Annotated in this window: 21 protein-coding genes; 8 read left to right on the forward strand and 13 right to left on the reverse strand. The window is 72.9% G+C overall.

What is annotated here, in order from left to right:
• Window positions 1–3 precede the first annotated feature (3 nt).
• From ACH4LD_RS35585 to ACH4LD_RS35595, 3 genes are all read left to right on the forward strand, one after another.
• Window positions 4–711 (forward strand): response regulator transcription factor, encoded by a 708-nt coding sequence (locus ACH4LD_RS35585; protein ID WP_398058238.1) that lies wholly within the window; start codon window positions 4–6, stop codon window positions 709–711.
• Complete coding sequence (locus ACH4LD_RS35590) at window positions 708–2,564, forward strand: sensor histidine kinase (protein WP_398058239.1); 1,857 nt, start codon at window positions 708–710, stop codon at window positions 2,562–2,564. The genes ACH4LD_RS35585 and ACH4LD_RS35590 overlap by 4 nt, the downstream gene beginning before the upstream one ends.
• Before the next feature lie 154 nt (window positions 2,565–2,718).
• Window positions 2,719–3,168, forward strand: coding sequence for a DUF6098 family protein (locus tag ACH4LD_RS35595; protein WP_398058240.1), 450 nt, complete (start codon window positions 2,719–2,721; stop codon window positions 3,166–3,168).
• A gap of 37 nt (window positions 3,169–3,205) precedes the next feature.
• On the opposite strand, the gene ACH4LD_RS35600 is transcribed toward ACH4LD_RS35595, so the two are convergent.
• Together ACH4LD_RS35600 and ACH4LD_RS35605 are read right to left on the reverse strand one after the other, a co-directional pair.
• On the reverse strand, window positions 3,206–3,457 hold the full coding sequence (locus tag ACH4LD_RS35600) for a WhiB family transcriptional regulator (RefSeq protein WP_398058241.1): 252 nt from the start codon (window positions 3,455–3,457) through the stop codon (window positions 3,206–3,208).
• A gap of 454 nt (window positions 3,458–3,911) precedes the next feature.
• The gene (locus ACH4LD_RS35605) at window positions 3,912–4,796 is read right to left on the reverse strand and encodes a LysR family transcriptional regulator ArgP (RefSeq protein ID WP_398058242.1); all 885 of its coding nucleotides are present in this window, start codon (window positions 4,794–4,796) and stop codon (window positions 3,912–3,914) included.
• Window positions 4,797–4,865: 69 nt separating this feature from the next.
• Here ACH4LD_RS35605 and ACH4LD_RS35610 point away from each other — a divergent pair, with 69 nt between their 5' ends.
• Window positions 4,866–5,480: a LysE/ArgO family amino acid transporter gene (locus ACH4LD_RS35610; protein WP_398058243.1), complete on the forward strand. Its 615-nt coding sequence runs from the start codon at window positions 4,866–4,868 to the stop codon at window positions 5,478–5,480.
• Window positions 5,481–5,563: 83 nt separating this feature from the next.
• A complete protein-coding gene (locus ACH4LD_RS35615) occupies window positions 5,564–6,883 on the forward strand; it encodes an MFS transporter (RefSeq protein ID WP_398058244.1) in 1,320 nt (439 codons plus the stop codon).
• A gap of 37 nt (window positions 6,884–6,920) precedes the next feature.
• Here ACH4LD_RS35615 and ACH4LD_RS35620 read toward each other — a convergent pair whose 3' ends face one another.
• Window positions 6,921–7,379, reverse strand: a complete 459-nt coding sequence (locus ACH4LD_RS35620; protein WP_103816649.1) for a cyclic nucleotide-binding domain-containing protein — start codon at window positions 7,377–7,379, stop codon at window positions 6,921–6,923.
• 275 nt (window positions 7,380–7,654) lie between these two features.
• Complete coding sequence (locus tag ACH4LD_RS35625) at window positions 7,655–7,897, reverse strand: hypothetical protein (RefSeq protein WP_132790347.1); 243 nt, start codon at window positions 7,895–7,897, stop codon at window positions 7,655–7,657.
• A 125-nt stretch (window positions 7,898–8,022) separates the two neighbouring features.
• Here ACH4LD_RS35625 and ACH4LD_RS35630 point away from each other — a divergent pair, with 125 nt between their 5' ends.
• Both ACH4LD_RS35630 and ACH4LD_RS35635 read left to right on the forward strand, forming a co-directional pair.
• Complete coding sequence (locus ACH4LD_RS35630) at window positions 8,023–8,457, forward strand: ATP-binding protein (RefSeq protein WP_398058245.1); 435 nt, start codon at window positions 8,023–8,025, stop codon at window positions 8,455–8,457.
• A 232-nt stretch (window positions 8,458–8,689) separates the two neighbouring features.
• Window positions 8,690–9,556, forward strand: coding sequence for an RNA polymerase sigma factor SigF (locus ACH4LD_RS35635; RefSeq protein WP_398058246.1), 867 nt, complete (start codon window positions 8,690–8,692; stop codon window positions 9,554–9,556).
• A 7-nt stretch (window positions 9,557–9,563) separates the two neighbouring features.
• Here the strand turns inward: ACH4LD_RS35635 and ACH4LD_RS35640 are convergent, their stop codons facing one another.
• The 5 genes from ACH4LD_RS35640 to ACH4LD_RS35660 all read right to left on the reverse strand — a co-directional run bounded on the left by ACH4LD_RS35640 (window position 9,564) and on the right by ACH4LD_RS35660 (window position 16,280).
• Window positions 9,564–11,786 carry an FUSC family protein gene (locus ACH4LD_RS35640; RefSeq protein ID WP_398058247.1) on the reverse strand — a complete coding sequence of 741 codons (2,223 nt, stop codon included), beginning with the start codon at window positions 11,784–11,786 and terminating at the stop codon, window positions 9,564–9,566.
• A gap of 96 nt (window positions 11,787–11,882) precedes the next feature.
• Window positions 11,883–12,092, reverse strand: a complete 210-nt coding sequence (locus ACH4LD_RS35645; protein ID WP_132790343.1) for a DUF4287 domain-containing protein — start codon at window positions 12,090–12,092, stop codon at window positions 11,883–11,885.
• 96 nt (window positions 12,093–12,188) lie between these two features.
• Window positions 12,189–13,565, reverse strand: a complete 1,377-nt coding sequence (locus ACH4LD_RS35650; RefSeq protein WP_398058248.1) for an NAD(P)/FAD-dependent oxidoreductase — start codon at window positions 13,563–13,565, stop codon at window positions 12,189–12,191.
• A gap of 217 nt (window positions 13,566–13,782) precedes the next feature.
• Window positions 13,783–14,217 carry an ATP-binding protein gene (locus ACH4LD_RS35655; protein ID WP_132790340.1) on the reverse strand — a complete coding sequence of 145 codons (435 nt, stop codon included), beginning with the start codon at window positions 14,215–14,217 and terminating at the stop codon, window positions 13,783–13,785.
• A gap of 164 nt (window positions 14,218–14,381) precedes the next feature.
• A complete protein-coding gene (locus tag ACH4LD_RS35660) occupies window positions 14,382–16,280 on the reverse strand; it encodes an AMP-dependent synthetase/ligase (protein ID WP_398058249.1) in 1,899 nt (632 codons plus the stop codon).
• 149 nt (window positions 16,281–16,429) lie between these two features.
• On the opposite strand from ACH4LD_RS35660, the gene ACH4LD_RS35665 reads away from it, so the two are divergent.
• Window positions 16,430–16,663, forward strand: a complete 234-nt coding sequence (locus ACH4LD_RS35665; RefSeq protein WP_132790337.1) for a DUF6480 family protein — start codon at window positions 16,430–16,432, stop codon at window positions 16,661–16,663.
• A gap of 21 nt (window positions 16,664–16,684) precedes the next feature.
• On the opposite strand, the gene ACH4LD_RS35670 is transcribed toward ACH4LD_RS35665, so the two are convergent.
• The 4 genes from ACH4LD_RS35670 to ACH4LD_RS35685 all read right to left on the reverse strand — a co-directional run.
• Entirely contained in the window at window positions 16,685–17,773 is a 1,089-nt protein-coding gene (locus tag ACH4LD_RS35670; protein ID WP_398058250.1) for a glutamate--cysteine ligase, read from the reverse strand.
• A 92-nt stretch (window positions 17,774–17,865) separates the two neighbouring features.
• Entirely contained in the window at window positions 17,866–20,067 is a 2,202-nt protein-coding gene (gene glgB, locus ACH4LD_RS35675; protein ID WP_398058251.1) for a 1,4-alpha-glucan branching enzyme, read from the reverse strand.
• Window positions 20,068–20,070: 3 nt separating this feature from the next.
• Complete coding sequence (locus ACH4LD_RS35680) at window positions 20,071–21,435, reverse strand: maltokinase (RefSeq protein ID WP_398058252.1); 1,365 nt, start codon at window positions 21,433–21,435, stop codon at window positions 20,071–20,073.
• A 30-nt stretch (window positions 21,436–21,465) separates the two neighbouring features.
• Window positions 21,466–21,998 (reverse strand): alpha-glucosidase C-terminal domain-containing protein (locus ACH4LD_RS35685; RefSeq protein ID WP_398058253.1); only part of this gene is annotated, 533 nt, incomplete at its 5' end.

Consider the following 21,998-nt stretch of genomic DNA (forward strand, 5'->3'; position numbering starts at 1 on the left):
CTCGTGTGCGCACATGTGCTGGTCGCCGAGGACGACGAGAAACAGGCCGAACTGCTCCGCCGCTCCCTGCTGGCCGAGGGCCACACCGCCACCGTCGTGCACGACGGCGCGGCGGCGCTCGACGCCGCCCGCCGGCTGCGGCCCGACCTCGTCGTGCTGGACCTGATGCTCCCGGTCCTCGACGGCTTCGGGGTGTGCCGGGCGCTGCGCGCGGGCCCGGAGCAGCCGGACATCCCGGTGGTCATGCTCACCGCCCGCTCCGCCGAGGACGACCTGTTGCTCGGCCTCGACGTCGGTGCCGACGACTACCTGACCAAGCCGTACAGCCCGCGCGAGCTGATGGCCCGTATCCGTACGGTCCTCCGGCGCAGCGGGCGGGGCGTCGGAGCCCGGGACGACGACCCGGTCGTGCGGGCCGCCGGGATCAGCGTCGACCCGGTACGGCACGAGGTGCGCTGCGACGGCTCGCCGGTGGAGTGCACACCGGCCGAGTTCCAGATCCTGCTGGCCATGGCGGGCGAGCCGGAGCGGGTGTTCACCCGGCGGCAACTGCTGCACTGCACCCGCGGCTTCGACCGGGCCTCCACCGAGCGGGCCGTCGACGTGCACATCATGAACCTGCGCCGCAAGATCGAGGCCGACCCGCGGCGGCCGGCGCGGCTGCTGACCGTGTTCGGGGTCGGCTACAAGCTGAGCGGCACCCGGCGATGAGGCGCCGGATCCCGGTGCGCAAACGGCTGGTCGTCCGGCTGCTGTTCGTCTCCGCGCTCATCGCCGTCTGCTCCGTGGCGGCCACCGCCTGGCTCGCCGTGACCACCACCACCAGCGCCCTGAAGGAGGAGCAGGGGCAGGACCTCGCCGCCGACAACCGCATCCTCGCCCAGCTCAGCGGCTACGCCGCCACCCACTCCGACTGGTCGGGGATCCGGCCCACCCTGCGGGAGCTGGCCGCCCGCACCGGCCGCCGGATCGCCCTCACCACCGCCGACCGCACCCCGGTCGCCGACTCCGCGCCTCGCGGCACGCCGCTGCCGCCCCGGCCCGCCGCCACCGTCGACCCCCTGCGCACCGACACCTACACCGAGACCGGCGCCCAGCTCAGCGGCATCGACCCGCGCGTGGTGGGCCCCTACCTGCTGCCGGCCGCGGAACGCGCCAAGCTGGACACGCTGGCCGCGCGCCGCGAACAGTGCTACGAACGCTACGGCCTCCAGGCCACCGTCGAACGGACCGAGAGCGGCCGGCCGGTGGTCACCCTGCCGGACGGCGCCGATCCCACCGCCTACGGCGCCGACGTGTGCGAGGACGGCCGGCTCAACACCCCCACCGCCACCGAGCAGAAGGCCCTGGACGCCCTGTCCGACCTGATCCGGCCCTGCCTGAGCAAGGACGGGATCGACCTCGGCGGACGGCTGTTCCTCACCTTCGACCCCAGCGGCAAGGACCCCTTCGGCGGCGGCTACCTCGTCGGCAAGTACGCCAAGCTCGGCACCGGCGAGGCCTCGCGCATCACCCAGCGCTGTGTCCAGACCGCCCGCCGCACCCAGCTCCAGCCCTATGTCGCCCCGGTGGCCGAGCTGTTCCTCGGCATCGGCGACCAGAACCCGGCCCGCTTCGACATGTCACCGGCCAACAAGGCCAAGGTGGTCGGCGTGGCCGGTCTGGTCCTCGCCGTCACCGTCGCCGTGACCGCCGTCGTCGCCGTCCGGCTGGTACGGCCGCTGCGCGCGCTCACCCTCGCCGCGCAGCAGCCGCCCGAGCTGCACGTGCGCGTGCCGGTGACCACCCGGGACGAGACCGGCATCCTCGCCGAGGCCTTCAACGACCTCACCGAGCGCCGCGCCCGCCTGGAGGCGCAGCGCAAGGCCATGGTCAGCGACATCGCGCACGAGCTGCGCAGCCCGCTCACCAACATCCGGGGCTGGCTGGAGGTCGTCCGGGACGGCGTCGTCGAGCCCGACCCGGCACTGCTGGACTCGCTGCACGAGGAGGCGCTCGTCCTCCAGCGGATCATCGACGACCTCCAGGACCTCGCCGCGGCCGACGCCGGCACGCTGCGCCTGCACCGGGAGCCGCTGCGGGCCGGTGACCTGCTCGACCAGGTCGCCGCCGCCCACCGCGTCGCCGCCGACGCCGCCGGGGTCGCCCTGCGCACCGAGGCCGACGCCGCCGCCTGGCTGGAGGCCGACCCGGTGCGGATGCGGCAGGCCCTCGGGAACCTGGTCTCCAACGCGCTGCGGCACACCCCCGCCGACGGCACCGTCACGCTCACCGCCCGCCGGGACGGCGACGAGGCCGTCCTCACCGTCGCCGACACCGGCTCGGGTATCGCACCCGAGGACCTGCCGCACGTCTTCGAGCGGTTCTGGCGGGCGGAGAAGTCCCGCAGCCGCCGCACCGGGGGCAGCGGGCTCGGTCTGCCGATCGTCCGCCACCTGGTGGCCGCCCACGGCGGCACGGCCGGGGTCGCGAGCGAGCCGGGTTCGGGCACGGTGTTCACGCTGCGGCTGCCGGCCGCGCCACCGCCCGGCGACGAGCCCTGGGAGCGCGGGCGAGCCCTGTGAGCGGCGCGGACGGGTCTTGAGAGCGGCGTGTACGGGCGCCCAGAGCGGAGCATCCGGGTCCGGAGAGCGGAGCAACGGAATCCGATTTCCGGCGCGCGCCGGGGGTACTCCGGTCGCGCAAGCGCAGCACAAGGAGGCAGAGGGAGGTCATGCCATGAGCGGACCGGACGACCTTCCGGTCATGTCCACGCTGGCCGAAGCGGCCCGCCTGGTGCAACGGCACCAGGGTCTGTACGTGCGCTGGTCCAAGGGGCCGGGCACCGACCTCGACGACGTCTCCAGCACCGACGAACTGACCGGCGTCCCCATGCCGGGGCTGTCCGCCAACCCGCTCGACGTGGAGAACTGGTGGGAGGACCGGTCGGTGGAGCTGTGGGTGGCGCGCCGCCTCTACGACTACGCGCACCTGCCGCACGACAAGGGCCCCGGCGTGCGCGCCTGGGTCCTGCGGGGCCGGGAGACGGGCCGGGGCCCCGACAACGAGCCGCTCGTGGCCGACGTAGAGCCGCTGTGCTGGATCGCCGACGAGGTGATCGACGCGGCCCGGGACGAGGTGGCCCGGCAGGAGCGGGAGTGGGGGACCCTGCGCCGAGGTGGCCGCTGAGCCCCCGCCGCCCCCGCCGCGCCCGCCGGGCCGCCGGTCAGCCGGAGCGCTGCCGGGAGCGGGCGCGGCGCCGCAGCGCCCGGCGTTCCAGCTCCGTCGTACCGCCCCAGACACCGATGCTCTGGCCCGTGTCCAGCGCCCACTCCAGGCACTGCTCCCGGACCGGGCAGCGCCCGCACACCGCCTTGGCCCGCTGTGCCTGCACCTGCGCGGGTCCGGTGGTGCCGATCGGGAAGAACAGATCGGGGTCCTCGTGACGGCACGCGGCATGGTCGCGCCAGTTGTCCATCGGAATCTCCTGGTTGGGATCGAAGTCGTCCGTGCCCTGTCGCGTGCGTCGCCCATGGGGCGCGCAGGCGTTCCGCACGCGTTCTCCGGTCTCGGGTGACCGGTCAGGAGGGTGTGAAACGGCGCAACGGGCGGAGATCGGGTGACGGATGCGCTGCGGTCACCCCGGACGGCGCCGGCCCGGCGGGACCGTACGCGGTCAACAAGCCGGGCAGCGGGGACCGGAGGACACCGGACCACCCGACCGCGCACCGCCGAAGAGGGGTTCGAAGCAGCCGGCCACCCCACCCCGCCACCGAGGAAGCCATGCTGCTCCGCCAGCAGCCTTACGGCACCGATGAGCTGACGGGCCGCCTGGCAACGGACAGGAGACGGGAGTCCGGAACCGGACCGGCCCAGTGCCCCGGCCCCGCCGACCTTCGGCGCCGTGCGTCGGTTCTGTCAGGCTCCGGTGGTCAGCCGCGCAGCGTTCGCGATGCCGTCGTCGTCACGGCCTCGGCGAGGGACGCCAGTGCGGGGGAGTCGAGCTTCCACTGCTGCCAGTACAGCGTGACGTCCATCCACTCGCCGGGGGCGAGCACGACCAGCCGCCCCCGGTCGAGCAGTGGACCGGCCTGCACCTCCGGGACCATGCCCCAGCCGAGCCCCGCGGCGACCGCGTCCAGGAACCCCTCCGAGGTGGGCACGTGGTGCCGGAACGGGCCGGCGGACGCGCGGCCGAGCCGGCGGGCGAAGGCGTCCTGGAAGTCGTCCTTGCGGTCGAAGACCACGACGGGCGCCCGGGACAGCGCCTCCGGCAGGGGCCGCCCGTCGAGGTGGGCCGCGGTGAACTCGGGGGCGGCCACCGGCAGATAGCGCATCCGGCCCAGCGGACGGACCGTGCAGCCGGGCACCGGGTCGGGCGAGGAGGTCACCGCCGCCATCACCAGACCCTCGCGCAGCAGCGCCGCCGTGTGGTCCTCGTCCTCCCGGTGCAGCTCGTAGCAGAGGCCCGCCACCCGGGTCAGGGCCGGCAGGAACCAGGTCGCCAGCGAGTCCGCGTTCACCGCGACCGAAACCCGTGTCGGCTCCCCGGTGCCGTTCAGCCCCAGCTCTCCCCAGGCGTCCCGCTCCAGCCGGGCGAGCTGCCGGGCGAACCGCACGAGCACCGCACCGGACTCCGTGGGCCGTACCGGTTTGCTGCGCCGGAGCAGCACCCGGCCGGTGCGCTGTTCGAGGGCCTTGACCCGCTGGCTGACCGCCGACGGCGTCACGTGCAGCGCCGCCGCGGCCGCGTCGAAGGTGCCCTCGTCCACCACGGCCAGCAGCGTCCGCACCTGTTCCAGAGGCAGATCGGTCATCACAAGCGCTAATGGTACGTAAAAATCCTTAGCTGTACTTGTGACCGGGAGTTTCCTAGCGTCGACGGCATGAACCACGCCCTGACCGCCGCGGCCGCCGGCTTCGGCACCGGCCTCTCCCTGATCGTCGCCATCGGTGCCCAGAACGCCTTCGTCCTGCGGCAGGGGGTGCGCCGGGACGCCGTCCTCGCCGTCGTCGGCATCTGCGCCCTGTCCGACGCCGCGCTCATCGCGCTCGGCGTCGGCGGGGTCGGCGCGGTCGTGGTCGCCTGGCCCGGCGCGCTGCGGGCGATCGGGATCGTCGGCGGTGTGTTCCTGCTCTGCTACGGCGCGCTGGCCGCCCGCCGGGTGCTCAGGCCCGGCACCGGACTGCACGCGGAGGGCGAGGCGGCCGGCTCCCGCCGCCGGGCCGTGCTCACCTGCCTGGCGATGACCTGGCTGAACCCGCACGTCTACCTGGACACCGTGTTCCTGCTGGGCTCCCTGGCCGCCGACCGGGGCCCGCTGCGCTGGACGTTCGGGCTCGGCGCCGCGCTCGCCAGCCTGTGCTGGTTCGCCGCGCTCGGCTTCGGCGCCCGGCTGCTCGGCCGGTTCCTGGCCCGGCCCGGCGCCTGGCGGCTCCTGGACGGCCTGGTGGCCCTGACCATGCTGGCCCTCGGCGCGACCCTGGTCGCCGGATCCTGAGACGAACGGGCTCGTCGCGCAGGGGGTTCCTGGGACAGTTAGGCTCTCGAAGCGAAAAGATGTAACGAGCAACCAGGACATCCGTGGACACCAGCGAGAGCAGCAGCACCAAGGCCGAGCGGCCCGTGAGCCGGTCCGACACCGACGCGCCGGCGGTCGAGGACCCGCCCCGGCGCGGCTGGCGCCGCTGGGCGATGGACACCCGCCCGCTGCGCATCCCCGCCTACCGGCGCCTGTGGTCGTCGACGGTCGTCACCGCCGTCGGCAGCCAGCTCACCGCCGTCGCCGTACCCAAGCAGATCTACGACATCACCCACTCCTCGGCCTGGGTCGGCTACGCGAGCCTCGCGGGCCTCGTGCCCATGGTGGCCTTCGCGCTGTGGGGCGGGGCGGTCGCCGACACCGTGGACCGGCGCAAGCTGCTGCTGGTCACCAACATCGGTATCGCGGTGACCTCGCTGCTGTTCTGGGCGCAGGCCGTCACCGGCGTGGACTCGGTCGTCGTCCTCATGGTCCTGCTCGCGCTGCAACAGGCGTTCTTCGGGCTCAACTCGCCCGCCCGCACGGCCTCCATAGCCCGGCTGGTCCCCGCGGAGCAGCTGCCGGCCGCGAACGCCCTCGGCTCGACGGTGATGCAGACCGGTCTGGTGGCCGGTCCGCTGCTCGCCGGTGTGCTCATCCCGGTCATCGGGCTGCCCGAGCTGTACCTGATCGACGCGCTGGCGCTGTGCGTGACGGTGTGGGCCGTCTTCCGGCTGCCCGCGCTGCCGCCGCTCGGCGCCACCGCCCGCCGGGCCGGGCTGCGCGAGGTTGCGGCGGGCTTCCGTTACATCTCCCGGCACAAGGTGCTGCTGCTGTCCTTCCTCGCCGACATCGTCGCCATGGTGTTCGGCATGCCTCGCGCCCTGTTCCCGGAACTGGCCGCGCACACCTACGGCTCGTACGGCGAGGGTCTCGCGCTCGGTGTGCTGTTCGCCGGCATCCCGGTCGGCGCGGTGCTCGGCGGTCTGTTCTCCGGGGTGTTCTCGCGGGCCCGCCGGCACGGCTGGATGGTCATCGGGGCGGTCGTCGCCTGGGGCGCGGCCGTCGCCGGGTTCGGGCTGAGCGCGAACCTCTGGGTGGCCGTGGCCTTCCTCGCCGTGGCCGGTGTCGCCGACATGGTCTCGATGGTGTTCCGCGGCGCCATCCTGCTGTCCGCCGCGACCGACGAGATGCGCGGCCGGATGCAGGGGGTGTTCACGGTGGTCGTCGCGGGCGGGCCGCGCCTGGCCGACGTGCTGCACGGCACCGCCGGTTCGGCGTTCGGCCCGCGGGCCGCCGTCGCGGGCGGCGGCGCCCTGGTGGTCGTGGTGATGCTGGCCCTGGCCGCCGCCGTCCCGGCCCTGCGCCGCTACCGGATCTGAGGGCCCGGCGCGCCCGGGCCCCGGTGAGCCCGGCGGCCTAGATCGGGCTGCTGCGCCGCCGCATCGTGTACTGCTCCATCAGCTTTCCCCGGGTCGTCTCCAGCCGGTGGGCGAGGATCTCGGCCACCGTGCGCACCAGCGAGAGCCCGAGCAGTGGATCCTCCACGCACAGCCCGAGCACCGACGGCCCGTCGAACTCGTAGGCCCGTACGTTGCTGAAGGCCACCGCGCCGAAGTCCCACTGGTACGGCGGGAAGAGCCAGGACCAGCCGAGCATGTCGCCCGCGCCCAGCGTGGCCACGGTCACCCGCTGCCGCGAGGTGACCTGCTGGTCCAGGTGAACCGCGCCCGAGCGGATCACCCAGAACCGGTCGGCGGTGCCGCCGGCCTCGAAGATGTGGGTGTCCTCCGGGAAGGACACCTCCTTCGCCAGCTCCATCAGGCGCTCGCGCTGCGCCTGGGGGAGGGCGGTCAGCAGTTTGATCGCTTTGGTCATGGCGCATGGCTCCTCGCCGGCGGCGGTCGCGGTCCGGGTGGTGTGCTCTCAAGCCCATTTCAGCCGCTGTGACCGTCCGGAGCACGTCGAGGGAGGCGGATCTCCGTCCGCGTGTCGCGCTCGGGGCAGCAGAAAGCCCTGGCTGGACGGGGGAAACCAGCCAGGGCCGTACGTGGTGACACAAGGAGCGGGGAAGGGCGGCTTCCGCGCCGCTCCCGCGTCACTGTGGATGAACCATAAACCATCTGCCGTACTTTTGGGTAACCGGAAGCGGGTCAGGTGACCCGTTTCACTCCTTCCGCCCGCACCGGGCCCCCGCCCGGGCGGACGATCTCCTCCAGCACCCGCAGCACCGCCTCGAACGCCCGGGCCCGGTCCGCCGCCTCCCGCGCGCCCTCCGGATCCGTCGCCGTCAGGCTCTGCGCCCGCTCCCGCCAGGCCCGTTCCTCCTCGGCCGCGCGCTCCTGGCCCCGCCGGATCCGCCGCAACAACTCGTCCGCGTCCACCACATCGGTCATGTCCGGCGGGTACCCGCTCGGTCCGTGGTGATGACACGGGTACCCAGGGTGTTTGACAGCGCTCTGACGGGTCAGCCGAAAGGGGAGAGAACCCTGCAATCCGGGCACCGCTCAAGGAGGAAGGGATGCTCGACAAGCACCGGACCAGTTCCATCGCCACCCTGCCGGAGACGCACGACAGGATGCCGTGCCGGCCGGCCGAGGCCCGCAGAACGGTGGAGCGCGTCATGACCGAGCGGTGCCGGGCCCGCGCCCTGCCGTGCCGGCCCGAGGCCGTCGACGACGCACTGCTGGTCACTTCGGAACTCACCACCAACGCCCTGCTGCACGGCGGCGGCATCACCGGCTTCGACGTGGACGTCGACGGTGGTGGCGTCCGGGTCTCGGTGAGCGACAACAGCGACGACCTCCCGGTCACCGATCCGGCCGACGACGATCCCGGCCACGCCCATCCGGGCGGCCGCGGCTGGCCCATCGTGTGCCGACTGGCCAGGGACATCCGGGTCGCGGAGCTGCCTCGCGGCGGCAAGTGCATCACGGCCGTCGTACCGCTGCGCTGAAGCGGTCCGGGAAGTTCCGTTCACCGTGTTTGCGCGTGGGGGCGAGGGGCAGACGGAATCTCGTGCTTCGGACCGGAGGCGCCTGCCCCGCGGGGACGATCCCGCTGCCGGGCCCCCTTTCCGGCGGCCCGGTGGCTCACCCGCGGAGAACCCTGACACCACCGTTCGGGCCAGGACCCGGAACCGCAGTTCCGGCCATGTGCCCTGAAACCCCGTTCAGGAGCGATTCCGCATGCTGACCGACATGTCGACAAGCCGTCCCGGCACGACCGCCACCACCAGCGACACCGCCGGCGCCGCCGCGGCGCCCGCCCGGCGGAACCATGACGACGCCCCGGACACCGCGGAGCTGTTCGTCCGGCTGGCGGAACTGGAGGACGGACCCGAGCGGGACGCCGTACGCGACGAACTCGTCACCGCCTGGCTCCCCATGGCCCACCGGATCGCCGGCCGGTTCCGCGACCGTGGCGAGTCCGTCGAGGACCTGCGCCAGGTGGCGGCCCTGGGCCTGGTGAAGGCCATCGACCGCTTCGACCCCTCGCGCGGGGCATTCGAGAGCTACGCCGTGCCGACCATCACCGGCGAGGTCAAACGGCACTTCCGTGACCGGATGTGGGCCCTCAGGGTGCCGCGCCGGGTGCAGGAACTGCGCAACCGGGTGCGGGTCGCCCGGCGGGAACTCACCCAGAACCCCGGCAGCCCCGAACCCACCGTCGCCGACATCGCCGCCCACACCGGGCTCAGCGAGGAGGACGTGACCGCCGGCATGGAGGCGCTGGAGAGCTTCAGCACCCTGTCGCTGGACGCCGAACTCTCCAGCGGCGACGACGGCTACAGCCTCGCCGACACCCTTGGTGCCACGGACACCTCCTACGACATCGTGGTCGACCGCGAGGCCGCCAAGGAGGGACTGCGCCGACTGCCCGAGCGCGAGCGGGCCATTCTCTACATGCGTTTCTTCGAGGACATGACCCAGAGCCGCATCGCCGACCGGCTCGGCATCTCCCAGATGCACGTCTCCCGGCTGATCAGCCGTAGCTGCGCCCGCGTCCGCGACGAGGTGCTGGGCAGTCGCCGCCCCGGTGCCGACCCGAGGTGAGCGCCGCTCACTTCCGCGGCTGGGCCCGTCCGCCGGTCAGGCCGAGCGGCCGGGCGAGGCCGGAGACGGCCTCGTCCAGGCGTTGCAGATGGCGCAGCACCCGGTCGGTCACACGGCCGTAGCGCGGGGTGCGCAGGGTGCCCGGCTCCAGCATCGACGCGATGCTGGAGCCGGTTTCGATCTGTGCGGGGGACCTCGGGTCCGTGACGTGCGCGGCGATCGCCTCGATGTTGTGCACGATCCGTGCTCCCGCCCCGCGCAGCCGGGGGTCCGCCGCGATCGACGGGTGCGTCGGCAGCAGCTCGGCCGTGGCCGCGAGAGACCGCCCGTGGTACGCGCAGGTCTCCAGGAGCGCCACGACATAGCGCACCGTGTTCCGGCGCGCGCGCAGCGGGGTGATCGGATGCGTGAGCGGCTGGGTGGCCGCGCGCAGGTCGGCCAGCGCCTGGTCCAGCTCGCGCGCCTGCTCCACCAGGTCGCCGCCCGCCCCGCCGCTGAGCTGGTCGACGGCGCCGCGGGTGACGTCGGCGAGCCGGTCCAGCACCGCGACCAGCAGCTCGTTGGTACGGCGGTCGGTGTGGACCGGCAGCACCACGGCAGCCGCGATCACCCCGCAGGCCGCGCCGAGCGCCGTCTCCTCGATCCGCAGTACCAGCACCGACATGCTGTAGGTGTGCAGGAGGGTGTACAGCAGCCCCAGCATGGCCGTCACGAAGAACGACATCAGCGTGTACGACAGGGGCGCGGTGTAGAACATCGCGAAGATGAACAGCAGCACCAGCGCGAACGCCGTCCACGTGTGGTGTCCCACCAGGGCGGCGAGCCCGATGCCGGCCACCACGCCGAGCACCGTGCCCAGCAGCCGCCGGTAGCCCTTCACCAGGATCTCGCCGGTGGAGGAGGTGTTCAGGAAGACGATCCAGCAGGTCAGCACCGCCCAGTACCAGCGCTGGGTGGACAGCAGCTCACCGCCGGCGATGGCCAGCGAGGAGCCGACGGCCACCTGGACGGCGGCCCGGGTGGTGGGCCGCTTCAGACCGGTCGGCCGCGGCTCCTCCGGCTCGCTCTCCTCGCTGATCTCGATCGCGGCGTCCTCCGCGTCCAGCTCCTCGCGTGACCGGGCGGTCGCCGGGGTGTCGTCGGACTCGTCCTGCGGCCCGTCCAGGGCGACCCGCAGACCCAGCGCGGCCCGCGCGGCCTCGCCGAGGCCGCGGAAGACGTCCTGCACGGCCGGGGAGGCCGGGGGCAGGTTCTCCTCCTCCCGGTAGCCGAGCAGCCGGTTGCGCACCTGGGCGAGCGCCGTCCCCGACGCCTCCCCGGCCGGCCGCAGCATCAGCAGCCGCAGGGCCTGGAGATCCCGGCGCAGCGCGGCCGTCGCCTCGTCCCGCACCGGCAGCTCGCCGCCGGAGGGCAGCGGGGCGCCCGGCAGGTGCAGGGTGAGCGTGTCGGTCCGCTGCGCGCTGCGCGCGGTGAGCAGCAGCAGGCCGAGCCGCTCGGCGGCGATCTCCGCGTCCGCGATCCGCCGCTGGAGCAGCCGCGCCACCGCCGGGTCCGACGTGCCGTCCTCCAGCCGGCCCTGGATCAGCAACGCCGTCTCGTGCAGCCGCGCGGTGCCGGTGCGCAGGTCCGCGAGCACCTTCTCGGCCTCGTCGGGTCCGGCGTCCAGCAACTCGGCCTGGGTGGCGAGCAGCTGGGCCAGGCGGGCGCGGAAGGCCCGCCGCAGCCGGTCCAGGGTGCCCGCCGGGGTCTGCGGCAGCAGCACGAACCGCGCGGTGGCGCTGCACGCGAACGCCACGCAGATGACGCCGTACAGCGCGGGCAGCACGGACGCCGTCGCGCCCACGAACAGCGACAGGAAGTAGACCTGGAAGCCGATCAGCCCCAGTGCCGTGCCCCGGTCGCCGAACCGGCGGCCGTAGACGGCGCAGAAGATGAGGACGACGAAGAACAGGTCGCCGGCGACGACCCGTTGGTTGAGCAGCGCGCCCAGCGACACCGAGGCCAGTGCCACCGGCAGGCCGGCCGCCAGCGTCACGGCCTGCTGGGCGCGCTGCTTCTCCCGGATGGCGAAGGTGGCGACCATCGCCGCGATCGCCCCGGCGACCAGCTGGGGCACCGGGAGGCGCAGCGCGGCGAGGACGGCGAGGGTGAGGGCGATCGCGGTGACCGTGCGCAGTCCCGCGGTCAGGCGGAGCAGTCCGGGATCCGACGCCGCGAGCCGGTCCCACATAAGTACCCGTCCCGACCGTGCCACTGCCCTCACGCCGCCGCGCTCTCTCCCGTGCCGGAAATCGATCTCCGACCCAGCATCGCACGCGGCCCCGGCTCAGCTCTCTCCGGCCAGGGTGGCGGCCACCAGCGCGTTGGCGTGCCCGTGTCCCATGCCGTGCTCGGACTTCAGCCAGCCGACGAGCTCCATGTGCTTCGTCAGCGGCGAGGAGCGGATCAGCTCCTGCCACTCGCCGACCGGGCGGCCGTACTTCCTCTCGATCGACGGGAAGTAGCTCGCCGGGCCCTTGACGGTCTTCTCGCTCATGCCGGGGTGTCCCCTCCGTGTGACGTTTCCGTTCGCATGAGAAGACCGCCGGTCACAGGCGAAGTGATCGGCGGCCCCCAGGTGATCCACGTCACCTCACGGATGGTCGATGCCCGCGCCCTCCACCCGGGCCCGGACCTCGTCCGGTGTCAGGTAGGAGTCGGTGAACTCGAAGTCCTTCAGCCGGGCGGGCTTGCGGGCCTGGAAGCCGGTGCGGACGAAGTCGTCGCCCGCGACCGCGTTCAGCAGCCAGTTGGTCATCACCCGGGTCTTGGCGACGTTGGTGCGCAGCGCCGACCAGTGGTAGCCGCGGGCCACCGCCTGCGCCGGGACTCCGCGCAGTTCGACCCCCAGCGGCTTGGACACCGCGTCCTTGCCGCCGAGGTCGACGACGAGGCCCAGGTCCTTGTGGACGTACGGCTGCATCTGCTGCCCGCGCAGCGTCGCGATGACGTTGTCGGCGACCTTCCTGCCCTGCCGCATGGCGTGCTGCGCGGTGGGCGGGCAGACCGCGCCCTCCTGGCCCTTGGCCAGGTCCGGCACGGCCGCCGAGTCACCGAGCGCGAACACCCCGTCGTGGCCCGGCAGGCACATCTCCGGGGTGACGGCCAGCCGGCCCTTGACGGTCTCCGCCCCGAGCGTGGCGATGAGCGGACTGGCGACCACCCCGGCCGTCCAGATCAGGGTGTGCGTCGGCACCACCCGGCCGTCGGTGAACGTCACCTCCTCCGGGCCGGCCTTGTCGATCGACACGCCCAGCGAGACCTCGACGCCGCGCCGCTTGAGGATCTCCTGCGCGCTGCGGCCGAGCTTGTCGCCCAGCTCGGGCATCAGCTTGGGCGCGATGTCGATCAGGTGCCACTTGATCAGGCCCGGGTCCAGCCGCGGGTAGCGCTGCACGGCCGCGTGCGTCAGCCGCTGGAGGCAGGCCGCGGTCTCGGTGCCCGCGTAGCCGCCGCCGACCACCACGAACTGGAGCCGCGCGGCCCGCTCGGCGGGGTCGTCGCTGGCGTCCGCCAGGTCGAGCTGCGAGATGACGTGGTCGCGGATGTAGGCGGCCTCGGCGAGGGTCTTCATCCCGAAGGCGTGCTCGGTCAGGCCCGGGATGTCGAAGGTGCGGGTCACGCTGCCCGGCGCCAGCACGATGTAGTCGTAGCGCTCGTTGACGATCTTGTCGGTGATCGTGCGGATGACGCACACCTTGGCCTTCAGGTCCACCCCGATCGCGCCGCCGGGGATGATCCGGGTGCGGTACTTCTTGCTGCGGCGCAAGGACAGGGCGATCGACTGCGGCGTCAGCACGCCGGAGGCGACCTGGGGCAGCAGCGGCAGATAGAGCTGGTAGGCGAACGGCGTCACCAGCGTGACGTCGGCCTCGTCCGGGGCGAGTTTCCGCTCCAGGCGGCGGACGCAGTCGACTCCGGCGAAGCCTGCGCCAACCACCAGGATCCTGGGTCGTGTCACGGTGTTCATCCCTTTCTGCGGCTCCGGGTGGTCCGACTCGACGCCGTTCGCATGCCCTGGACCGCTCTGCGCCGACTCCGATCCCACCGTGCCTCCAGCCGTTTTGCCAGCCGGGTGCGGCAGGCAGACGAACGCGTGGGGACCGCATGCCCCACTGTGGGGCGGAGTAACCGCCCGGCGCACACCTACACGTCGCACACCTGCACGTTCGCACGCCTGTCACACATCACCAGGGCAGGAATGCGTGGATGTCCTTGCCATGGTCGTGCACCACGACGCTGACCTGGGTGCACAGCGTGTGCACCAGGTGCCAGCCGATGCCGCCACCGCCCGTGCGCGGGTGGAACGGCCTCGGCTCCGGCTTGGTCGTGCTGGTGTCCCGCATCGTCACGTGCACCCCGTCGAAGGTGCGGCGCATCCGCAGGTCGAACGGACCGGGCGCGTACTGGATCGCGTTCGCGGCCAGTTCGGTCACGACCAGCAGGATGTCGTCCCAGTACTCGTGCGCGCCCGGCGGCGCGTCCCGGGCGAGGGCGCACAGGAACTCCTCCGCCGCGAGCCGCGCCCCCGTGACGTTGCGCAGCTCACCAGGGAAGGAGAACGTACGCTCGTACCTCTCCTCCGAGGGCGGTGTGTCGTCCCAGCGCGGCTCCGTCACCATCTCGCATTCCCCGGCCCCGGCCCGGAACGGGCCGGCCTCGGCCCCTTCCGACCGGAACGGTCGTCGTTGCTGATCTCTCGCTGCGCTGCGGGTTCCCCCAGCCGCGCAGGCTATCCGTCCCCCCTCGGACCCACCGCCCGTACGCCGTACTCCCGCGGCCCTCGTCAGCGGAAGACATCGTCCGGTTCGTCCCACTCGGCCGGTTCCGGCGGACCCGGCCGCGACCGGGAGCGCGCCTGGTACATCGCCTCGATCTCGGCCGCGTAGTGCCGCACGACGGCGTCCCGGCGCAGCTTCATGGACGGCGTCAGCAGCCCGTTGTCCGGTGCGAACGGTTCCTGGAGGACACGGTAGACCCTGATCGACTCCGCGCGGGACACCGCACTGTTGGCGGAGGCCACCGCTCGGGCGATCTCCTCCCGCAGCGCGTTCTCCTCCCGCGTCTCCCGTCCCTGGGCGTCGCCCTGCAGCGCCAGGGCGGCCCGCCAGTCCGCGAGGAACTCCGGGTCCAGGGTGATCAGGGCACCGACACAGGGCCGGTCGTCGCCGATCACCACCGCCTGGTGGACCAGCGGGTGCATCCGCAGCCGCTGTTCCAGCAGGGCCGGGGCCACGCTCTTGCCGCCGCTGGTGACGATGATGTCCTTCTTGCGCCCGGTGATCGTCAGATAGCCCCCGGAGTCCAGCCGGCCGATGTCCCCGGTGGCCAGCCAGCCGCCGCGCAGCGCGGCCCGCGTCGCGTGCTCGTCGCTGATGTAGCCCTGGAACACCGACGGGCCGCGCACCAGGATCTCCCCGTCGTCGGCCACCTGGATCTCGGTGCCGGGCAGCGGCAGGCCCACGGTCCCGGACTTCTCCCGGCCGAGCGGCTGCATGGTGATCCCGCCGGAGGCCTCGGTGAGCCCGTACCCGTCGTGGAGGTACACGCCGATGCCCTCGTAGAACAGGCACAGTTCGCGGTCGAGCGCGCTGCCGCCGGAGGTGCCGCGCACCACCCGGCCGCCGAGCGCGGCCCGCAGCCTGCGGTACACCGTCCGCTCGTACAGGGCGTGTTGCAGCCTCAGTTCGAGACCGGGGCCCGGCCCGGTGCCCAGCCGCCGGCGTTCCTCGGCCGCGGCGAAGTCCCGCGCGGTCTGCGCGGCCCGCTCGAAGAGAGCGCCCCGGCCCGCCCGTCGGGCGGTGCGCAGAAAGGTCTTGTAGAGCTTCTCGAACACCGACGGCACGCCGTACAGGTACGTCGGCCGGAACGTGCTCAGGGCCGACGACAGGGCCGGCCCGGTCAGCTCCGGCTCGTGCGCCATCAGGACCCCGCCGCGCACACACATCAGCATGATCATGATGCCGTAGACGTGCGAGAACGGCAGGAACGCCAGCACGGACGGCTGTTCGCCCGGCGGCGCGGCGGTGTGCGCCCAGCCGGCCAGCAGGGTGTCGCAGGGGTAGGCCAGACCGCGGTGGCTGAGCGCGCAGCCCATCGGGCGGCCCGAGGTGCCGGAGGTGTAGACGACGGCCGCCGTGGAGTCCGGCAGCACGATCCGGCGCAGCGACTCCACCGTGGTGAACGGGACGACAGCGCCCCGCTCCACGAGCTCCGGCAGGGCGCCCGCGTCGAGCTGCCAGACGTGCCGCAGCCGCGGCAGCCGGGTGCACACGGTACCGACGGTCATGACGCCCTGCTCGTCCTCCACGACCACGGCCACACAGCCCGCGTCGCGCAGGATCCACTCCACCTGCTCCCGTGAGGAAGCCGGATGGACCGGCACGATCTCGGCGCCCACCGCCCACAGCGCGTGGGCGAGCACCGTCCACTCGTAGCGGGTGCGGGCCATCAGGGCCACCCGGTGGCCGGGCGAGATCCCGGCGGCGATCAGGCCCTTGGCCAGGTCGACCACCTCGTCCCGCAGCTCGACCGCCGTCACCTCCTGCCAGTCCGCGGCGGCGGGACCGGCCCGGCGCGCGAGGACCGGCAGCGTCGGGTTCCGTTCCGCAGTGGCGAACACGCTGTCGGCGAGGCCGCCGGTGAGCGGCGGGGCGACGGCGGGACCGGGGGCGAGGTTCCGCATGCGCTGCTCCTGGTGTACGCAAGGTCACTCCGCCGATCGGCTCTGTGTCGGCGGTGCTCGAATGTAGCCCAGGCAAGCGCGTTCGGTGACGGGAACGGGGAAGTCGTGATCGGTTGATGATGTGGGCGTGTCCTGGGGACTCGGGACACATGAGTCATGTGAACCCCGATCCGGAACCCGAGCGCACGACCGGTCTGGAACCAGGTGGGGGAGTTCCACCGGGCGAGACCCCGCCGGCCGAGAGCAGCATGCCCGAGGCCGGCCCCCGCGAGCCGCACGTCCAGCGCAGGGGCTGGGCCAAGGCGCCGCTGACCCTGATCCTGCTGCTGGTCGTGGTGATCGCGGCCTTCTTCCTGGTGTACGCCCTGGTGCTGATCCTCTGACCGGGCCGCTCAGTGCTGTGTTCAGTGCTGTGTGCGCCGCACGCACTCGGTGACGACGTCCCGCAGGCTGCCGGTGTGCTCCAGCAGCCTGCGCTGCTCCTGCGCGCCGTTGCCCGTGCGCAGCAGCTCCTCGGCGGCCCGCTCGGCACGGGCCGCGTCGCCGCTCTCGGTGAGCGCGTCCCCCGTGTACTCCAGCAAGGAGCGCAGCACCCGCGGCGCGCGCCGGGGCCGCATGGTCACCGGGTCGAGCAGATCCTCCTCCAGGCCGTAACGGGCGGCCTGCCAGTCGGCCAGCCGGAGCAGGCTCACCCCGGGGTCGGGTGCCGGCCGGCCCGCCCGCCACTCCCGGGCGGTCGTCTCCACCAGGGCGCGGCAGAGCGTCGCGATCAGCACGGCGCTCTCCGCGCTCAGGCACACGTCCGCCACCCGGATCTCCACCGTGGGGTAACGGGCCGACAGCCGCGCGTCGAAGTACGCCATCGCCTCGTCGAGGATGACCCCGGTGGCCACCATGTCGGCCACCCTGCGGTGGTACCGCTCGGCGGACCCGAACGGCTCGGTCGGGCCGGCCGACGGCCACCGGTTCCACACCCGGCTGCGGTAGCTGGCGTACCCGGTGTTCCGGCCCCGCCAGAACGGGGAGTTCCCGCTGATCGCCCGCAGCACCGGCAGCCACGGACGGATCCGGTCGAGGACCGCGACGCCCTCCTCGTCGGACTCCACCGACACATGCACGTGGCAGCCGCAGACCAGCTGCTCCCAGGTCGGTATGCCGAACCGCTCGGCCAGCCACTGGTACCGGTCGTTCACGCTGAGGGAGGGGCTGACCGGCAGCGGGGAGGAGGCCAGCGCGGCGACCGCGCAGCCGATCTGTCCCGCGTGCCGGGCCGCCTCCTTGCGGCAGCGGACGATCTCGTCGCCGAGGTCCGCCATGTCCGACTGCGGGTGCGTGGCGAACTCCAGCATCTGCCCGAACAGCTCCTTCTCGAAGATGTCCTGTTCGGGATCGTCCTGGGCGGCATGGGCGAGGACGGCCGCCGCCAGCGCCTTCGGGTCGCCGCTGTCCGGATCGACCAGAAGGAGTTCCTCCTCCACTCCGACGGTGCGCACGTGGTGCCGCCCTTCTTGTCCGTGCCACGAGGGCAGTCGCTGTCTGTACGACCCCGACTGCCCCCTCGTACGGCCGCCGACACCTGCTGCTTTCAGCCCTCCGGCGTCAGCCAGACGGTGGCGAGCGGGGGCAGCGTCAGCTCCAGGAACCCCTCCTCGGGCTTGACGGGCCCCCCGGTGCGGACGCCGCTGCCGCCGTACCCGGTGTCGTCGGTGTTCAGCACCTCGCGCCAGGCGGGGAACCCGTCGGGGACCCACAGGCGGTAGTCGTGCCGGACGACCGGGGAGAAGTTCGACACCGCCAGCAGCGGGCCGCCGTCGGCTGCGAAGCGCAGGAACGCCAGTACGTTGTCGTCCGCCGCGTCGCACAGCACCCACCGGAAGCCGCCCGGGTCGGTGTCCCGCTGCCACAGCGCCGGCGTCGCCCGGTACACCGTGTTGAGGTCCCGTACCAGGGCCTGCACGCCCCGGTGATCGCCGGCGGAGTGGTAGTCGTCGGAGAGCAGCCACCACTCGGGGCCGTGGGTGTGCGACCACTCGGCCCCCTGGGCGAACTCCTGCCCCATGAACAACAGCTGTTTACCGGGGTGGGCCCACATGAACCCCAGGTAGGCCCGGTGGTTGGCGCGCCGCTGCCACCAGTCTCCGGGCATCTTCGACACCAGCGCCTGCTTGCCGTGCACCACCTCGTCGTGCGAGATCGGCAGGACGTAGTTCTCGCTGTAGGCGTACACCATCGAGAAGGTCATCTCGTTGTGGTGGTACTTGCGGTGCACGGGCTCCTTCTGGATGTACTCCAGCGAGTCGTGCATCCAGCCCATGTTCCACTTCAGCCCGAACCCGAGCCCGCCGCTGTCCGTCGGCCGGGTCACCCCGTCCCACGCGGTGGACTCCTCGGCGATGGTCACCACGCCCGGGCAGCGCCGGTACACGGTGGCGTTCATCTCCTGGAGGAAGGCCACGGCGTCCAGGTCCTCCCGGCCGCCGAACACATTGGGTTCCCACTGCCCGGAGTCCCGCGAGTAGTCCAGGTAGAGCATGGAGGCGACGGCGTCCACGCGCAGCCCGTCGATGTGGAACTCCTCGCACCAGTAGACGGCGTTCGCGACGAGGAAGTTGCGCACCTCGGTGCGGCCGTAGTCGAACTCGTACGTCCCCCAGTCCGGGTGCTCCGCCCGCAGCGCGTTCCCGGGCTCGTACAGCGGGTCCCCGTCGAACCGGGCCAGCGCCCAGTCGTCCTTCGGGAAGTGCGCGGGCACCCAGTCCATGATCACGCCGAGGCCGGCCCGGTGACAGGCGTCCACGAAGTACCGGAAGTCGTCCGGCGAGCCGAGGCGGGGTGTGGGCGCGTAGTAGGAGGTGACCTGGTAGCCCCAGGAACCGCTGAACGGGTACCCGGCCACCGGCATCAGCTCCACATGGGTGAAGCCCATCTCCTTGACGTACGGCGGGAGTTCCTCCGCGAGCTGACGGTACGTGAGCCCGGGCCGCCACGACGGGAGATGCACCTCGTACACCGAGAACGGCGCCTGGTGCACGGGCGTGTCACCGCGGTGCGCCATCCACCGCGCGTCCCCCCACTCGTAGTGCGAGGACGTCACGACCGACGCCGTGTCCGGCGGCACCTCCGTGCCCCGCGCCATCGGGTCAGCCTTCAGGAACCGGTGCCCGTACCGTGAGGTGATCTCGAACTTGTACCGGGTGCCCTCGCCGATCCCGGGCAGGAACAGCTCCCACACCCCGGACGCGCCGAGCGACCGCATCGGGTACTGCGTGCCGTCCCAGTACGTGAAGTCCCCGGCCACCCGCACCCCCTGGGCGTTCGGCGCCCAGACGGTGAAGCGGGTGCCGGCCACGCCCTGGTGGACCATCGGCTCGGCCCCGAGTGCCCGCCACAGCTGCTCGTGCCGGCCCTCCCGGATCAGGTGCAGGTCCAGTTCGCCGAGGGCGGGCAGGAAGCGGTAGGGGTCGTGCACCTCCTGCTCGGTGTCGTCGTACGCGACGAGCAGGGTGTACGACGGGACCTGCGCGCAGGGCAGGACGGCGGCGAACAGACCGTCGCCCTCCGACCGCAGCTCGGTGCGCGTGCCGTCGATCACGACGCTCACCGCACGGGCGTTCGGGCGCAGCGCCCGGAACAGCGTGCCGCCCGGGACCGGGTGGGCGCCCAGCAGGGCGTGCGGATCGTGGTGCGCGCCGGCCAGTAGCCGGCCGCGGTCGTCGGGGTCCAGGGCCACGGCCGCGGGCGGCCTGGGCCCGGCGGTCTCGGGGCGCGTGGTGTCCTTCAGTGCCATGGGTCAGCCTCCCCACACGGCGAGCCGTTTGATCGCCGCCATCGGTACCGGCAGCCAGTCGGGCCGGTGTTGCGCCTCGTACAGCACCTCGTAGACCGCCCTGTCCGTCTCGTGCGCGCGCAGCAGCGCGTGCTTCTTGCGTGGGTCCCAGCCGGCGCGGGCCGCGTAGCCCGCGCAGAACGCCTCCCGGCAGCGGCGCGCCCACTCGGGTCGCCAGGGGCGGCGCTGCCGGGCCGCGTAGTCGAAGGAGCGGAGCATCCCGGCGACGTCCCGCACCGGGGACTGCGGGGCCCGCCGCTCGGCGAGCGGCCGGGACGGTTCTCCCTCGAAGTCGATGACGAACCAGTCGCGGCCGGCTCGCAGTACCTGCCCGAGGTGCAGATCGCCGTGGATGCGCTGGGCGGGCGGCCCGGTGTCGCACGTGGCGAGCGCCTCGAACGCGGCCTTGAGGCCGGGCACGTAGGGCAGCAGCCCGGGGACGGCGTGCGCGGCGGCGTCGAGCCGCGCGCACATCGCCTCGGCCGTACGGCCGTTCTCGCCCGGCCCGGCCGGCGGGAAGGCCTCGGCCAGTGCCAGGTGCACCTCGGCCATGGCCCGGCCCAGCGCGCGGGCCTCGGCGGTGAAGTGGTCGCCCGCGGCGAGCGCGCGCAGTGCCAGCGTCCAGCCGTCGGTGGCGTCCGGCAGGAACGGCTGCAGCACCCCGAGGGTGGCCGGGCGGGGGGCGGTCGTGGTGAACCACGCCACCGGCGCGGGCACCCGGGTGCAGCCCTGCGCGGTCAGCGCCGCCGGCACCTCCAGGTCAGGGTTGACACCCGCCTGGATGCGGCGGAACAGCTTCAGGATGTACGCGTCGCCGTACACGATCGAGGAGTTGGACTGCTCGGCGTCCAGCAGCCGCGGCGGCAGGCCGCCGGGCACATGGGCGGCCGGGTCCCTCTCGAACCGCAGCGGGCCCGCCGTGCCGGGCTGCCGCAGCCGCTCCAGCAGCAGATGGGCCGAGCGCGGGTCGTGCAGGGCGTCGTACACCGCGAACCCGGCCAGCGGGCCGTCCACGGCGCGTCCGATGAACGCCCGCTCCAGCCGTGGGGCGAGGTGCTGGCGCAGGCCCAGCAGGAGCTGGTAGCAGTCCCCGGGCGGGGGAGTGCCGCCGGGGGTGGGCACCGGCACGTGCGAGGCGTGCACCAGCAGGTGCAGACACCCCGGGAACAGCTCCGTCACGGACAGCACCGACAGATCGGTGACCGGCCGGTCCTTGCCCGCGAACCAGCGTTGCCTCGGCAGCCAGTCGCGCAGCAGCCCGCCCAACGAGGCCAGTGGCCCGTCGGGCCCGGCCGCGGTGCGCGGTCGGGGGGTGATGGTCTTCGGCATGGTGACGCGTCCTTTCCTCGGCGCCGGCGTTCAGCGGCGGCGGCCGATGCGGGATGCGACTCGGGTGAGCCGGAACCAGTAGAAGCCGTGGCCTTGCAGGGTGAGCAGGTAGGGCAGTTCACCGATGGCCGGGAAGCGCACCCCGCCGATCAGCTCGACCGGGTGCCGCCCGTCGTAGGCCCGCAGGTCGAGTTCGGTGGGCTGGGCGAAGCGGGAGAAGTTGTTCACGCACAGCACCAGGTCGTCGCCGTACTCGCGCAGGAAGGCGAGCACCGCCGGGTTGGAGGACGTGAGTTCGGTGAACGAGCCGAGTCCGAAGGCGGGGTTCTGCTTGCGGATCTCGATCATGCGGCGGGTCCAGTGCAGCAGGCTGGACGGGGACGACATGGAGGCTTCCACGTTGGTGACCTGGTAGCCGTAGACCGGGTCCATGATCGTGGGGAGGTAGAGCCGGCCGGGGTCGCACGTCGAGAAGCCGGCGTTGCGGTCGGGGGTCCACTGCATGGGGGTGCGGACGGCGTCGCGGTCGCCGAGCCAGATGTTGTCGCCCATGCCGATCTCGT

The sequence above is a fragment of the Streptomyces sp. NPDC017676 genome, from assembly GCF_044329325.1.
Classification (GTDB): Bacteria; Actinomycetota; Actinomycetes; order Streptomycetales; family Streptomycetaceae; genus Streptomyces.